The following is a 15,776-nucleotide window of genomic DNA, read 5'->3' as shown; positions in this document are numbered from 1 at the left end:
ATGAAGGAACCCCCATGCAGAACGACATTCCCGCCGACGACGGCGTCGAGCCCATCGCCATCGTCGGGCTCGCCGCCCGCCTCCCCGGCGCGGCCGACGTCGACGAGTTCTGGCGCAACCTGGTCGACGGCGTGGAGTCGACGACCGAACTGACCCGCGAGGAGCAGCTCGCCCGCGGCGCCCAGCCGCAGGAGGTCGACGACCCGGGCTGGGTCAACCGTGCCCCGCTGGTGGACGGCTACGACGAGTTCGACGCCGGCCTGTTCGGGATGACCGCCCGCGAGGCCGAGATCACCGACCCGCAGCACCGGCTGTTCCTGGAGACCTGCTACACCGCCCTGCAGAACGCCGGCTACGACCCGGGCCGCTACGACGGCGCGGTGGGCGTGTACGCCGGCACCGGCGGCAACACGTACCTGCACCGCAACGTGTACCGCAACAAGCGCGTCGGCGGGAACCCGCACGGCGCGGTCTCGCTCGCCACCGGCAACTCGCCGAACTACGTGGCCACCAACGTGTCGTACCGGCTGGACCTGCGCGGGCCCAGCATGACCGTGCACACCGCCTGCTCCACCTCGCTCGTCGCGTTCCACCTGGCCTGTGAGGCGCTGCGCAACGGCGAGTGCGACATGGCCCTGGCCGGCGGCGTCAACATCGAGCTGCCGCACGTCGGCTACCTCGGCATGGACGGCTTCACCTCGCCCGACGGGCGGTGCCGGCCGTTCGACGCCGGAGCGAACGGCACGGTGTGGGGCAGCGGCGTCGGCGTGACGCTGCTCAAGCGGCTGTCCGACGCGATCGCCGACGGCGACACCATCCGCGCGGTAGTGCTCGGCAACGCCATCAACAACGACGGCGCCGGGAAGGTCGGCTTCACCGCCCCCAGCATCGACGGGCAGATGGAGGCCGTCGCCCAGGCCGTCGAGCTGGCCGGCGTCGACCCGCGCAGCATCAGCTACGTCGAGGCGCACGGCACCGGCACCGCGCTCGGCGACCCGATCGAGGTCGCCGCGCTCTCCGCCGTCTACACCAAGGACACCGACGAGCGCGGCTGGTGCGGCATCGGCTCGGTGAAGTCGAACATCGGCCACCTCAGCCAGCCCTCCGGCATCGTCAGCGTGATCAAGACGGTGCTGGCGATGGAGCACGGGCTGATCCCGCCGACCATCAACTACGAGTCGCCGAACCCGGCCATCGACTTCGCCGACACCCCGTTCTACGTGGCGAACACGCTGACCAAGTGGGACACCGACGGCGGACCGCGCCGCGCCGGCGTCAGCTCCTTCGGCATCGGCGGCACCAACGCGCACGTGGTGCTGGAGGAGGCCCCGGCCGCCGGCCGGCCCGAGCCGCCGTCCCGCCCGGCGCAGCTGCTCCAGGTGTCGGCGAAGACCCCGACCGCGCTGGACACCGCCGTACGGCGGCTCGCCGACCACCTCGAGAGCGGCAGCGACGTGGCGCTCGCCGACGTGGCGCACACGCTGCGCGTCGGCCGCCAGGTGTACGCCCACCGAGCCGCCGTCGTCGCCGGTGACCCGGCGTCCGCCGCCGCCGCGCTGCGCGAGCGGCGCAAGGGCCACCGGGGTGCCGCCGAGGGCGCCGCGCCGCGGGTGGCGTTCCTGTTCAGCGGCCAGGGCTCGCAGTACGCGGGGATGGGCGCCGAGCTGTACGCGCAGGACACCGCGTACGCCGCCGCCGTCGACGAGTGCGCCGAGCTGCTCCGCCCCGAGCTGGGCCTGGACATCCGCGACCTGATCCTGGGCCGCGACCCGGAGGCGGCGGACAAGCTCACGCAGACCCGCTACACCCAGCCCGCCCTGTTCACCGTCGAGTACGCCCTCGCCGCCGCCTGGCGGGCCGCCGGGGTCACCCCGGCCGCGATGATCGGCCACTCCATCGGCGAGTACGTGGCCGCGACGGTCGCCGGGGTGCTCGACCTCGCCGACGCGCTGCGCGTGGTGGCCGCCCGGGGCCGGCTCATGCACTCCCTGCCCGCCGGTTCGATGCTGGCGGTCACGCTCGACGAGTCGGAGGTGACCGGCAAGCTGCCCGAGGGCCTGTCGGTGGCCACCGTCAACGGCCCCGGCACCTGCGTGGTCGCCGGTGAGACGGCGCTCGTGGAGGAGTTCGCGGCGAGCCTCGGCGGCAAGAACAAGTCGAAGGTGCTGCGCACCTCGCACGCGTTCCACTCGCCGATGATGGACCCGATCCTGGACGAGTTCACCGCGCTGATGGCCACCGTGCCGCTGCGCGCCCCGGCGGTGCCGTTCGTCTCCAACGTGACCGGCACCTGGATCACCGAGGCGCAGGCCACCGACCCGGCGTACTGGGCCGCGCACCTGCGCCGCCCGGTCCGCTTCGGCGCGTGCGTGGCGACGCTGCTCGTCGAGGGCACCTGGGCGCTCGTCGAGTGCGGCCCCGGCCGGCAGCTGGCCAACCTGGCCCGGATGCAGGTCGCCAAGGCCGGTGAGGCGCAGCGCGCGCTGACCCCGCTGGGCAGCCTGCCCGGCCCGGGCGAGCAGACCGGTGACCTGGCCGCGCTGCTCGGCACGGCCGGCGCGCTGTGGTGCGCCGGGGTGCCGGTGAGCGTCCCGGCCGACCCGCACGCGCGGCGGGTGCCGCTGCCCACGTACCCGTTCGAGCGGCGCCGCTACTGGATCGACCCGGACCCGGAGCAGGAGCTGGCGGCGGCGCCCGTCGAGACCGGCCCGCGCCCGCTGCCGGAGTGGTTCGCGGTACCGGTGTGGCGGCAGGCCGCGCCGGCCCGCACGGCCGAGCCGCTGGGCCGCTGCCTGGTGCTGGCCGACGGTCCGCGCGGCGACGCGCTCGTGGCCGCGTTGCGCGCCGCCGGCGACGACCCGGTCGAGGTACGCGCCGGCGAGGCGTTCACCGCCACCGCCAACGGCTTCCGGCTGCGCCCCGGCGTACGCGCCGACGCCGAGGAACTGGTCGCCGCGCTCGGCGCCGACCTGCCCCGGCGGATCGTGCACGCGTTCGCGCTCGACGGTGACCCGGCCGGCACCGACGCGGCGGCCGCCTGGGCGGCGCAGGAGCGCGGCTTCTTCGGCGCGCTGCACCTGGTGCAGGCCCTGGCCGGCGCGGGTGTGACGGCCGACGAGGCGGGCGTCCGCCTGGACCTGGTCACCGCCGGCATCGGCGACGTCCGCGGCGACGACCTGACCCGCCCGGAGCACGCCACGCTGGCCGGCCTGGCCCGGGTGCTCCCGGCCGAGCTGCCCGGCCTGACCGTGCGGCTGCTCGACACCGACCCGGCCGCGCGCGGCGTGGCCGCCCTGGTGGCCGAGCTGCGCAGCCCCGTCGACGCCGAGCACCCGGAGGTGGCGCTGCGCGGCGACCGCCGCTGGCTGGCCGGCTACGAGCAGGTCACAGTGGCCGCCGAGGACGAGCCGGGCGTGCTGCGCGAGGAGGGCCGCTACCTGATCACCGGCGGTCTCGGCGGCATCGGCGTCACCCTCGCCGAGGACTTCGCCCGCCGGGCCCGTGCCAAGCTGGTGCTGCTGGCCCGCTCCGGGCTGCCCGAGCGGGACGAGTGGGACGCGCACCTGGCGGTGCACGGCGGCGCCGACCGGGCCGGGCGGGCCATCGCGGCGATCCGCCGGATGGAGGCCGCCGGCGCCGAGGTGCTGGTGCTCGCCGCCGACGTCACCGACGCGGACGACCTGCGCCGGGTCCGCGACGAGGCGGAGCGCCGGTTCGGCGGGCTGGACGGCATCGTGCACGCCGCCGGTCTGCCCGGCGGCGGCATGGCCGAGGTGAAGGACCGCGACGAGGCGCGGCGCGTGCTGGCCCCGAAGCTGGCCGGCACCCTGGCGCTGGCCCGGGTCTTCGGTGACCTGCCGCTGGACTTCGTCGTGCTCTGCTCCTCGATCACCGCGGTGATCGGCGGGTTCGGCCAGGTCGACTACTGCGCCGCGAACAACTTCCTGGACGCGTTCGCGCGCTCCGGCACCGGGTTCCGCGCGCCTGTGGTGTCGCAGAACTGGGGCGGCTGGGCGGAGGTCGGCATGGCGGTGGAGACCGCCGCGCCGGCCGCGTTCCGGGCCGCCGGGCGGGACACCGTGACCACGGCGGTCGCCCACCCGGTGCTCACCACGATGGTGGCCGGCCCGGACGGGACGGTGCTGCACGGCCTGGTCTCGGCGGACACCCACTGGCTGCTCGACGAGCACCGGATCGGCGGGGTGCCGGTGGTGCCGGGCACCGCCCACCTGGAGTCGGTGCGCGCCGCGGTGGTCGCCGCGCTGCCCGCGCCGGGGCCCGACGCCGCGGTGGAGCTGCGGGACGTGGTGTTCCTGGAGCCGTTCTCGGTGCCGGACGGCACCGTGGCCCAGTACCGGGTCGAGCTGACCCCGGCCGAGGACGGCACCGACTTCACAGTCGCCAGCCTCGCCGCCGGCCAGGCGCGCACCCACGTCCGCGGCACCGCCGGGTGGACCACCGACGCGGCCCCGCCGGCCGCCGTGCCCGCGGTGGCCGGGCGGCGGGTCGACGACGACGCCTCGTTCGGCCGGGGACGCACCAGCATGCTCACGTTCGGGCCGCGCTGGGCGGCACTGGCCGAGCACCACCTCGCCGACGGCGAGGAGCTGGCCCGGGTGCAGGCACCCGCCGCCGCGGTCGGTGACCTGCCCTCCTGGGGCATGCACCCGGCGCTGCTGGACGTGGCCACCGCGTTCGGCCGGGGCCAGGGCTCCGGCACCTACCTGCCGCTGTCGTACGGCCGGATCGTGGTGCGTGGCGCGCTGCCGGCGACGTTCCACAGTCACCTGCGGCACCGGCCCGCCGCCACCGACGAGGTGGTCGCCGCCGACCTGTCGCTGCGCGACCCCGACGGACGGGAGCTGGTCTCGATCAGTGACTTCGTGCTGCGCCGGGTCGACCAGGACGCGGTCACCGGCAACCTGGGCGAGGCCCCGGCGGCGGACGCGGACGCCGCGGCGCCGGTCACCGAGGACATCCGGCCGGTCGACGGCGCGGAGGCGTTCCGCCGCAGCCTCGCCGCCGGTCTCGGCGCGCAGGTGGTGATCACCACCCGCACCGTCGCCGACATCCGGCGCCGCGCGGCCCGGGTCACCACCGACAGCCTCGCCGAGGAGACCGACGCGCCGGCCGGCTCGGCCGGGGTCACCGGCGGCGGCTCGGCGGCGCCCGGCACCGAGCTGGAGAAGACGATCGCCCAGGTGTGGCGCGACGGCCTCGGCGTCACCGACGTCGGCGTGGACGACGACTTCTTCGCCCTCGGCGGCAATTCGCTGGTGGCCGTGCAGCTCATCGCCGCCATGCGCAAGGCGACAGGCGTACGGCTGCCGATGCGCAGCCTCTTCGAGACCCCCACGGTGGCCGGCCTGGCCGCCCGGATCGAGGAGCTGCGCGCCGAGGCGCCCGCCGACGCACCGGCCGCTCCGGCGGCGATCCCGGCCATCCCGCGGCTGCCCCGCGGCTGACACCCCCGACGCAGAACCAGGAGACACCGCACCATGAGCGAGACAACCACGACGCTGCCGGTGGTCGTCGAGAGCGACGGCCGGGCGCTGACCGACCTGATCGCGGCCCGGCGCGCCGAGCTGCGGGACACCCTCGTCACCAGCGGCGGGCTGCTGTTCCGCGGCTTCGACGTGGGCGGCGTGGACGGCTTCGACCAGGCCGTCCGCGCACTCGCCGGCGAGCCGCTGACCTACACCGAGCGCTCCTCGCCCCGGCACTCCATCAAGGGCCGGGTCTACACCTCGACCGACTACCCGCCGGACGAGGAGATCTTCCTGCACAACGAGAACTCGTACCAGGCGCGCTGGCCGCTGACGCTGTTCTTCTACTGCGTCACGCCGCCGGACAGCCAGGGCGCCACGCCGCTGGCCGACGTGCGCCGGGTGTTCGAGCTGATCGACCCGGCGGTCCGTGAGGAGTTCATCCGCCGCCGGTGGATGCTGGTGCGCAACTTCCACGGCGACTTCGGCACCCGCTGGCAGGAGGTGTTCAACACCGAGAGCCGCGCCGAGGTCGAGGCGTACGCGGCGGACAACGGGATCACCGTGGAGTGGGTCGGCAAGGACGGCCTGCGTACCCGCGCGGTCCGCGACGTGGTGCACCACCGGCCCGGGTCGGACACCCCGCGCTGGTTCAACCACGCCACCTTCTTCCACCTCAGCACCCTGCCCAAGGATTACCAGGAGGGGCTGCTGGCCATGTTCGGCGCCGACGGGCTGCCGTCGAACACCTACTACGGCGACGGCGGCGAGATCCCCGCCGACGTCATGGACCACCTGCGCGCCGCCTACCGGGCCGCCACCGTCCGCTTCGACTACCAGCGCGACGACGTGCTGGTGGTGGACAACATGACCGCCGCGCACGGCCGGGAACCGTTCACCGGTCCCCGCAAGATCGCCGTCGCGATGGCCGAGCCGTACACCCCCGAGACCGCAGGAGCGAACTGACATGGCCGAACCCCGATTCCTGGTCGTGCGCAACGACGAGGAGCAGTACTCGATCTGGTCGGCCGACCGGGACCTGCCCGCCGGCTGGCACGACACCGGCTTCGCCGGCACGCGCGAGGAGTGCCTGGCCCACGTCGACGAGGTGTGGACCGACATGCGTCCCCGCTCCGTGCGCGAGGCCCTCTCATGAGCACGAGCCAGGAGTGGACCTTCCCGGCCTCGTACGCCCAGGAGCGGGTGTGGATGGCCAACCAGCTCGACGCCGGGTCGCCGGTGTTCAACGTGTCCTTCCCGTGGCTGTTCCCGGCCGGCGTGGACGCCGATACGGCCGGTGACGTGGTCAACCGGGTGATCGCCCGGCACGAGGCGCTGCGTACCCACCTGCGGACCGACGACGGCGCGCTGGTGCAGGTCGTGCGCGCCCACGAGCCGGCGTCGCTGCCCGTCACCGACATCACCCACCTGCCGGCCGGTGAGCAGCGGGCCGAGTTCGAGCGCATCCGCGGCGAGATGGCCCGCACGCCGATCCCGCTGGACGCGGCGCCGCTGTGGCGGGCCCGGCTGATCCGCATGGAGGAGGGGCTGGCGCTGGCGTTCGTGGTGCACCACGCCGTCTTCGACAGCCACTCGGCGGTGCTGTTCCACGCCGAGCTGGTCGCGTTCTGCGAGGCCGCGCGTACCGGCGCCGAGCCCGCCGTGCCCGAGCTGCCCATCCAGTACGCCGACTTCGCGGTCTGGCAGCGTCAGCAGCTCACCGGTGCGGAGCTGGACCGGCAGCTCGCGTTCTGGACCGGTCACCTGGCCGGCGCGCCGCCGGTCACCGGGCTGCCGCTGGACCGGCCCCGCCCGGCCCAGCTCGGCTTCGCCGGTGACGAGGTGCGCTTCACGCTGCCCGACGGGCTGCTGGACCGCGTCGGCGCGCTGGCCACCGGCGCGCAGGCCACGCCGTACATGGTGCTGCTGGCCGGTTTCGCGGCGCTGCTGTCGCGGATCTCCGGCGACGCCGACGTGGTGGTCGGCGTCTCCACCGCGGGCCGGGACAATCCGGAGCTGACGCCGCTGATCGGCATGTTCGTCAACCCGGTGGCGCTGCGCTGCGACGTCTCCGGTGACCCGACGTTCGCGGCGCTGCTCGGCCGGGTCCGCAACGGCCTGATCGACGCGATGGAGCACGGGCAGACGCCGTTCCAGAAGATCGTCGAGGCGGTCGACCCGCAGCGTGACCCGTCGGTGCAGCCGATCTTCCAGACCGCGCTGAACTGGATCCCGGACTCCGGCCTCGACCCGGTGGAGCTGGGCACCACGAAGGACGACCTGGCCTTCGACATCACCACCGGCGACTGCCGCCTGGTCTACCGCACCGAGTTGTTCGACCGGGCCACGGCCGAGACGGTGGTCCGCCGCTACGTACGGCTGCTCGCCGCCGCGGTCGCCGAGCCGGAGCGTACGGTCGGCGCGCTGCCGCTGCTCACCGACACCGAGCGGGATCGGGTGCTCGGCACCTGGAACGACACCGTCCACGACGTGCCGGTGACCACTGTGGTCGACGAGGTGCAGCGGCAGGCCGCCGCCACCCCGGACGCGGCGGCGCTGGTCTGCGACGGCGTGACGCTCGGCTACGGCGAGCTGAACACCGCCGCGAACCGGCTGGCCCGGCTGCTGGTGGCGCGCGGCGCCGGCCCGGAGACCCGGGTCGCGCTGGCGCTGCCCCGCTCCTGCGACCTGGTCGTGGCGATGCTGGCGGTGCTCAAGGCCGGTGCCGCGTACGTGCCGGTGGACACCGCGTACCCGGCCGGCCGGATCGCCTACCTCCTGGCCGACGCCGCGCCCGCGCTGGTGGTGACCGCGCCGGACACCGCCGCTCTGGTGCCCGATGACGCGCTGGTGCTCGACGGCGAGGTCGGCTCGGACCAGTCCGGCGACGACCTCACCGACGCCGACCGGGTCGCGCCGCTGCGCCCGGAGCACCCGGCGTACGTGCTCTACACCTCCGGCTCCACCGGCCGCCCGAAGGGCGTGGTGGTCGAGCACCGGGCGGTGACCGCGTACCTGGCCTGGGCCCGCGCCACCTACCCGGGGCTGGCCGGGGTGGCGCTGCTGCACTCGCCGGTGTCGTTCGACCTGACCGTGACCGGCCTGCTCGGCACGCTCACCGCCGGCGGCACGGTACGGCTCGCCGCGATCGACGAGCCCGCCGCCCGCGCCGGTGGCCGGCCCGCGTTCCTCAAGGTCACGCCGAGCCACCTGCCGCTGCTCGACGGCGAGCTGTCGCCGACGGCCGACCTGGTGATCGGCGGCGAGGCGCTGACCGGGGAGCAGCTCGCCGCCTGGCGGGCCGCGCACCCCGACGTGGCAGTCATCAACGAGTACGGCCCGACGGAGGCCACTGTGGGCTGCGTCGCGGCCCGGATCGCCCCCGGCGAACCGGTCCCGGCCGGCCCGGTGCCGATCGGCACGCCCACCTGGAACACCCGGGCGCTGCTGCTCGACGCCGCCCTGCGGCCGGTGCCCCCGGGCGTGGTGGGGGAGCTGTACGTCACCGGCACCCAGCTCGCGCGCGGCTACCACGACCGGCCCGCCCTGACCGCCGAGCGCTTCCTGCCCTGCCCGTACGGCCCGCCCGGCGCGCGGATGTACGCGACCGGCGACCTGGCCCGCTGGCGTGCCGACGGCACGCTGGACTACCTGGGCCGCCGCGACGACCAGGTCAAGGTGCGCGGCATGCGGATCGAGCTGGGCGAGGTGGAGGCCGCGCTGCTGGCCCACCCGGACGTGCGCGCCGCCGCCGCGGCGGTCCGCACCGACGGCGGCGAGCCGACGCTCGTCGGCTACCTGGTGGGCCCGGCCCACGAGGACTCGGTCCGCGCCGAGCTGGCCCGTGAGCTGCCCGTGCACCTGGTGCCGGCCGCCCTGGTCCGGCTGGACGCGCTGCCGCTGACGCCGAACGGCAAGCTGGACCGTGCCGCGCTGCCCGCCCCGGCGGCGGCCGAACCGGCCGAGGACAGCTACGTCGCGCCCCGCACCGAGGCCGAGGCCCTGGTCGCCGAGGTGTACGCCGAGATCCTCCAGGTGGAGAAGGTCGGCGCCCACGACGACTTCTTCGCCCTCGGCGGCAACTCGCTGCGCGGCATGCGGGCGATGGCCCGGATCCGCGCCGAGGTGGACGTCGACCTGCCCATGCGGGCGCTGTTCAGCAGCCCCGTGGTGGCGGACCTGGCCGCCCAGATCGAACAGCGGATCGCCGCCGAACTCGACGGGCTCTCCGACACCGAGGTCGCCGCGCTGCTCGCGGCGGAAGAGGGAACCAACTGATGACGGACCTGAAGGATCCGGCCCGCGAGGCGGCCCGGCAGGCGCTGATCGCCCGACGGCTGCGCGCCCGCCAGACCGCCCCCGCGGCCCGGATCACCCCCCGCCCGTCCGGCGCCGAGGTGCCGCTGTCCTACGCCCAGGAGCGGGTCTGGTTCATGGACCAGCTCGCCCCGGGCGAGGCGGCGTACCACATCGCGGTGCCGCTGCGGGTTCGCGGACCACTCGATGTGGACGCGCTGCGCGCCGCCCTGACCGGGCTCGCGGACCGGCACGAGTCGCAGCGCACCCGCTTCCCGGCCGATGCCGACGGCCGCCCCACTGTGGTCGTCGCGGACACCGCCGACGTGCCGCTGACGGTGGTGGAGGCGCCCGACGAGGCCGCCGCGCAGGCGCTCGTCGACGCGGCGGCGGCCGAGCCGTTCGACCTGGCGAACGGGCCGCTGCTGCGGGCCCTGCTGATCCGGCTCGCCGCCGACGACCACGTGCTGTTCCTCGCCCAGCACCACATCGTCGGCGACGGCTGGTCGGTGGACGTGCTGCTGCGCGACCTGATCACGCTCTACCGGGGCGGCGAGCCGCCCGCCCTGCCGATCCAGTACGGCGACTTCGCCGTCTGGGAGGCCCAGGAGCTGGACGGCCCGCAGGCGCGGGCGCACGTCGACTACTGGAAGCAGCGGCTGGCCGGCATCACCCCGCTGGAACTGCCGCTGGACCGGCCGCGCCCGGCCACCCAGACCTACCGGGGCGACTTCGTCGAGTTCCAGCTCGACCCGGCCGCCACGGAGGCGCTCAACACGCTCACCCGCGACAGCGGCGGCACGCTGTTCATGACGCTGCTCGCCGCGTACCAGGTGCTGCTGGCCCGGCACGCCGGCCAGGACGACTTCGCCATCGGCGCGTCGGTGGCCGGCCGGTCCGCGCCGGAGCTGGAGAACGTCGTCGGCATGTTCATCAACATGCTGCCGCTGCGCGCCGACCTGGCCGGCGACCCGACGTTCGCCGAGCTGCTGGAACGCACCCGCCGTACGGTGCTCGACGGTTTCGAGCACGCCGAGGTGCCGTTCGCCAAGGTGGTCCACGAGCTGGGCCTGCCGCGCGACGTCAGCCGCTCCCCGGTGTTCCAGACCATGTTCGTGCTGCAGAACTACGAGATGGGCCGCTTCCGCGGCGTGTCCCGCACCGACGAGGTCACGTTCTCCTGGACCCCGATGGAGTTGCAGGCCACCCGGTTCGACTTCGAGCTGCACGCGGTGGAGACCGTCGACGGTCTCTGGGGCAAGCTGGTCTTCAACACCGACCTGTTCGACCGGGTGAGTGTGGAGCGGATGGCGCAGCGCTGGACCGCGCTGCTGGACGCGGTCGTCGCCGCGCCGGACACCCCGGTGTCCCGGCTGCCGCTGCTGCCCGCCGCCGAGCGGGACCTGCTGGCCGCCTGGAACGACACCACCGCCGACTTCCCGCGCGCCGAGACGCTGCACGGCCCGATCGAGGAGCGCGCCGCGGCCACCCCGGACGCGGTGGCGGTCACCATCGACGGGCACAGCCGCACGTACGCCGAGCTGAACGCGCAGGCCAACCGCGTCGCGCACCGGCTGCGCGCGGCGGGCGTCGGCCCGGAGACCCTGGTCGGGGTGTGCGCGGAACGGTCGGTGGAACTGGTCGCCGGCCTGCTCGGCGTGCTGAAGGCGGGCGGCGCGTACCTGCCGCTGGACCCGGAGTACCCGGCCGACCGGCTCGCGTTCATGGTCGGCGACGCGGACGCGCCGGTGGTGCTGGTCCAGTCGCACCTGCGCGACGTGCTGCCCGACACCGGCGCCACGGTGCTCGAACTGGACGACGCCACGGTCTGGGCCGGTCAGCCCGAGACCGACCCCACGCCGGCCGCCGGGCCGGAGAACCTGGCGTACGTCATCTACACCTCCGGCTCCACCGGTCGCCCGAAGGGCGTGCCGAACACGCACCGGGGCATCGTCAACCGGCTCGACTGGATGCAGAAGACGTACGGCCTCGGCGCCGACGACGCGGTGCTCCAGAAGACCCCGGCGAGCTTCGACGTGTCGGTGTGGGAGTTCTTCTGGCCGCTGCGCACCGGCGCCCGCCTGGTGCTGGCGAAGCCCGGCGGTCACAAGGACGCCGGCTACCTGCGCGACCTGCTGGTGTCCGAGCGGATCACCACCGCCCACTTCGTCCCGTCGATGCTGACCGTCTTCCTCGCCGAGGACGGCGTGGAGGCGGCCACCGCGCTGCGCCGGGTGATCTGCTCCGGTGAGGAGCTGCCGCTGGCCTCGGCGGCCGACTTCACCGCCCGGCTGCCCTGGTGCGGCCTGCACAACCTGTACGGCCCGACCGAGGCGGCCATCGACGTGACCGCCTGGGCGTGCGAGCCGGACCGGCTCGCCGAGGTGACCAGCGTGCCGATCGGCGCGCCGATCGCCAACCTGCGGCTGCACGTGCTCGACCCGTCCGGCGCGCAGTGCCCGGTCGGGGTGGCCGGCGAACTGCACATCGGCGGTGTCGGGCTGGCCCGCGGCTACCACCGCCGGTCGGCGCTGACGGCGGAGAAGTTCGTCCCCGACCCGTTCTCCGGCGAGCCGGGCGCCCGCCTCTACCGCACCGGTGACCTGGCCCGCTGGGTCGTCGGCCCGGACGGCGCCGGGGTGATCGAGTTCCTGGGCCGCATCGACCACCAGGTCAAGCTGCGTGGTCTGCGCATCGAGCTGGGCGAGATCGAGAGCGCGCTGCGCGACCAGCCGGGCGTCACCGAGGCCACGGTGATCGTCCGCGAGGACAGCCCGGGCGACAAGCGGCTCACCGCGTACCTGGTGGGGGAGGCGGAGCACGCCGCGCTGAAGGCGGCGCTGAAGGACACGCTGCCCGAATACATGGTGCCGGCCGCGTTCGTCACGCTCGACGCGCTGCCGCTGACCCCGAACGGCAAGCTGGACCGCAAGGCGCTGCCCGCGCCGGTGGTCACCCGCGAGGCGTCGGTGGCGCTCGTCGAGCCGCGCGACGACACCGAGCGGGCGCTGGCCGCGATCTGGTCCGAGGTGCTGGGCGTGGACACGCTCGGCATCGACGACGACTTCTTCGACCTGGGCGGGCACTCGATGCTCGCCACCCAGGTGGTCGCGAAGATCCGCAAGGCGGAGCTGGGCGGCCGGGCGGTCGGCGTGATGGACCTGTTCCAGCAGCGCACCATCCGGGATCTCGCCGCGTTCATCTCCGGTGACGCCGCGCAGGAGGGGCCGCGCCGGCTGCTCTACGAGCTGACCAAGCCGATCCCGGCGGGCAAGCGGGTGCTGACGTACGTCTGCGTTCCGTACGGCGGCGGCAGCGCCATCGTCTACCAGCCGCTTGCCGACGCGCTGCCGGCCGGGTACGGGCTGTGGTCGCTGGCGATCCCCGGCCACGACGTGGGTCTCAGCGAGGACGCGCTGCCGTTCGACGAGCTGACCAGCCGGGTCGCCGACGAGATCCTGGAGCGGGTCGAGGGGCCGATCGCCCTGTACGGCCACTGCGGCGTGGGCAGCGCCATCCTCGCCGACGTGGCCCGCAAGGTCGAGGCGGCCGGCCGGGACCTGGAGGCCGTCTACATCGGCGCCATGTTCCCGTTCGCCCGTCCGAAGGGCGTGATCGCGGCGCTTCGCGACCGCCTCGAGCGGCTCAGCAGCAACAGGCACTCGGCGAGCTGGCTCAAGTCGATGGGTGTGGACACCGACGAGCTGGACCCGGAGCAGGCCGACCGGATCATCAGCAACATGCGGGCCGACTCCCGCGCCTCGGAGGAGTACTTCACCCGGCTGCTGGACCAGCAGGCGGCGAAGCTCCGGACGCCGATCATCTCGGTGGTCGGCTCCGAGGATCCGGTGACCGACTACTACCGCGAGCGGTACGCCGAGTGGCAGTTCCTCAGCGACACGCTCGGCCTCGTGGTCCTCGACCAGGCCGGGCACTTCTTCCTCAAGTACCGCGCCGAGGAACTGGCCGAGATCGTCACGCAGGTGCACCCGGCGGTGGTCGCCGGTGACGTCAGCGCGCTGACGCCGGAGGCCCGGGGTGAGGACGCCGGCTGGGTGGTGGCCGACACGCTGCGGGTGGGGGAGGACCGTAAGCCCACCAAGACGGTCAAGCCGAGCATGGGCCGGTTCATGGCCATCACGACCGGTCAGCTCATCTCCAGCACCGGTTCCGCGCTGACCGCGTTCGCGCTGCCGATCTGGCTGTTCAACCGCACCGGCTCGGTGGCGAACCTCGGTCTGCTCTGGGCGCTCGCGCTGATCTGCGGCGTGCTCATGCTGCCGGTGGCCGGCGCCCTGGTCGACCGGGTCAGCCGGCGGCGGATCATGATGACCGCGAGCTGCTTCGCCGGGTCCGTCCAGCTCGTGCTGGCGGCCCTGTTGTGGACCGACAACCTGGTGCTCTGGCACATCTACATGCTGGTGGCGCTCAGTTCGGTGGCCGGTTCGTTCCAGCGGATCGCGTTCCAGTCGGCGGTGCCGCAGCTGGTGCCCAAGCGCTACCTCGGGCACGCCATGGGCATCACCCAGCTCTCTACCGGTGTGGCCACGCTGCTCATGCCGGCGTTCGCGGCCGGCCTGCTCGCCACCATCGAGCTGAAGGGCATCCTGCTGGTCGACGTGGCCAGCTACGTGTTCGCGGTGCTCACCCTCGCCGTGGTCCGTTTCCCGGACGCGCTGGGCTGGCGGCCCCGGGAACGACTGCTGGTGGCCATCGCCAACGGTATGCGCTACTCGTGGCGGCACCGCGGGTTCCGGCTGATGCTCGGCTACTTCGCGCTGGGCAACATCTTCCTGGCGCCCGCGCTGGTGCTCATCACGCCGCTGGTGCTGTCGTTCGGCAGCCCGACCCAGGTGGCGCAGGTGGCGCTGGCCGAGGCGGTCGGCGCGGTGCTCGGCGGCGTGCTCATGTCGCTGTGGGGCGGTCCGCGCAAGCGCCGCATGATCGGCGTGCTCATCGGCAACCTGGGCACCGCGATCGGCTGCGTGCTGATCGGCCTGGACGCGTCGGTGGCGATGATCTGCGTCGGCTTCTGCTGGCTGGCCATGTCGATGACCACCGCGCAGTCGATCTACGCGACGATCGTCCAGGTGAAGGTGCCGCAGCGCTTCCACGGCCGGGTGTTCAGCCTGAACCAGACCATCTCCTGGTCGACGCTGCCGATCGGGTTCGCACTGCTCGCGCCGGGCGCCACCGCGTTGTTCGAGCCGATGCTCGCACCCGGCGGGGCGCTCGCCGGCTCGGTGGGCGCGGTGATCGGCACCGGCCCGGGCCGGGGCATCGGTTTCGCGTACATCTGCTTCGGCGCGGCGCTGATCCTCATCACGCTGGGCGGTTTCGCGATCCGGCTGCTGCGCCGGTTCGACCTGGAGGTGGAGGACTCCCTGCCGGACGACCTCATCGGTGCCCAGGAACGGGAGAAGCGCCTGGCCGCCAAGGCCGAGAAGAAGGAACTCGTCTCGGTCTGACCGTGTCGATCACGGAGTTCGCGTCGGTTCCGGGCACCCGGCCGACGCGAACTCCGTGGTCACCGGGCGGGGGCCCGGTCGGCCATCCCGTGCGAACGCCGGGGCTGCACGATGAGCAGCGCCACCAGCAGATGGGCAACTGCTACCGGCATTGCCGCCTTCGCACCGGCCACGCCGAACGCGAGCAGCGGGAACGGCGCGGCGAGGAGCAGGACCGCGGCCAGCCGGAACCAGTACCACCGGGCGTCGGCCAGCAGGCGCAGCAGTCCCAGGCTGCCGGCGGCCAGGGCGCTCACGATCAGCCCGCCCCGGCTGAAGATCACGGACGACACCTCGGTGAGGGCCCGGCCGGAGACCTCGACGAGTCCGCCGGCCGGGGTCAGCTGCCACAGCACCGGGACCGCGATGGCGATGCCGAGGTAGAGCAGCAGGTGGATGCTCAACCAGGGCAGGGCGGGCAGGGCCGCGACAGCCTGGATCGGGTGCCGGCGAGGCACATCGACGTTCACGGCGGGAGCGTATCGGG

General features: G+C 74.1%; 6 protein-coding genes. 5 read left to right on the top strand and 1 reads right to left on the bottom strand.

Annotated elements, in window-relative coordinates; translation table 11 throughout:
* The first annotated feature begins 14 nt into the window (after positions 1-14).
* Genes OC439_RS24190 through OC439_RS24170 form a run of 5 tightly spaced genes read left to right on the top strand, consistent with a single transcriptional unit; the run spans position 15 to position 15,250 of the window.
* On the top strand, positions 15-5,465 hold the full coding sequence (locus tag OC439_RS24190) for a type I polyketide synthase (RefSeq protein ID WP_262015432.1): 5,451 nt from the start codon (positions 15-17) through the stop codon (positions 5,463-5,465).
* 33 nt (positions 5,466-5,498) lie between these two features.
* On the top strand, positions 5,499-6,452 hold the full coding sequence (locus tag OC439_RS24185) for a TauD/TfdA family dioxygenase (RefSeq protein WP_262015431.1): 954 nt from the start codon (positions 5,499-5,501) through the stop codon (positions 6,450-6,452).
* 1 nt (position 6,453) lies between these two features.
* Positions 6,454-6,642 (top strand): MbtH family protein, encoded by a 189-nt coding sequence (locus OC439_RS24180; RefSeq protein ID WP_135239827.1) that lies wholly within the window; start codon positions 6,454-6,456, stop codon positions 6,640-6,642.
* Entirely contained in the window at positions 6,639-9,764 is a 3,126-nt protein-coding gene (locus OC439_RS24175; protein ID WP_262015430.1) for a non-ribosomal peptide synthetase, read from the top strand. The genes OC439_RS24180 and OC439_RS24175 overlap by 4 nt, the downstream gene beginning before the upstream one ends.
* A complete protein-coding gene (locus tag OC439_RS24170) occupies positions 9,764-15,250 on the top strand; it encodes a non-ribosomal peptide synthetase/MFS transporter (RefSeq protein ID WP_262015429.1) in 5,487 nt (1,828 codons plus the stop codon). The genes OC439_RS24175 and OC439_RS24170 overlap by 1 nt, the downstream gene beginning before the upstream one ends.
* Before the next feature lie 59 nt (positions 15,251-15,309).
* On the opposite strand, the gene OC439_RS24165 is transcribed toward OC439_RS24170, so the two are convergent.
* Entirely contained in the window at positions 15,310-15,759 is a 450-nt protein-coding gene (locus OC439_RS24165; RefSeq protein ID WP_262015428.1) for a hypothetical protein, read from the bottom strand.
* Between the last annotated feature and the right edge of the window lie 17 nt (positions 15,760-15,776).

Origin of the sequence: Micromonospora sp. Mcm103 (assembly GCF_024519755.1) — a bacterium.
Classification (GTDB): Bacteria; Actinomycetota; Actinomycetes; order Mycobacteriales; family Micromonosporaceae; genus Micromonospora; species Micromonospora aurantiaca.
Note: the sequence above shows the minus strand (reverse complement) of the source record. Positions and strands in the feature narration are given on the sequence as shown.

What these genes read in the sequence shown, in the direction of transcription:
- OC439_RS24170 (WP_262015429.1), top strand. Translation starts at nt 9,764, where the DNA reads ATGACGGACCTGAAGGATCCGGCCCGCGAGGCGGCCCGGCAGGCGCTG.
- OC439_RS24185 (WP_262015431.1), top strand. Translation starts at nt 5,499, where the DNA reads ATGAGCGAGACAACCACGACGCTGCCGGTGGTCGTCGAGAGCGACGGC.
- OC439_RS24190 (WP_262015432.1), top strand. Translation starts at nt 15, where the DNA reads ATGCAGAACGACATTCCCGCCGACGACGGCGTCGAGCCCATCGCCATC.
- OC439_RS24180 (WP_135239827.1), top strand. Translation starts at nt 6,454, where the DNA reads ATGGCCGAACCCCGATTCCTGGTCGTGCGCAACGACGAGGAGCAGTAC.
- OC439_RS24175 (WP_262015430.1), top strand. Translation starts at nt 6,639, where the DNA reads ATGAGCACGAGCCAGGAGTGGACCTTCCCGGCCTCGTACGCCCAGGAG.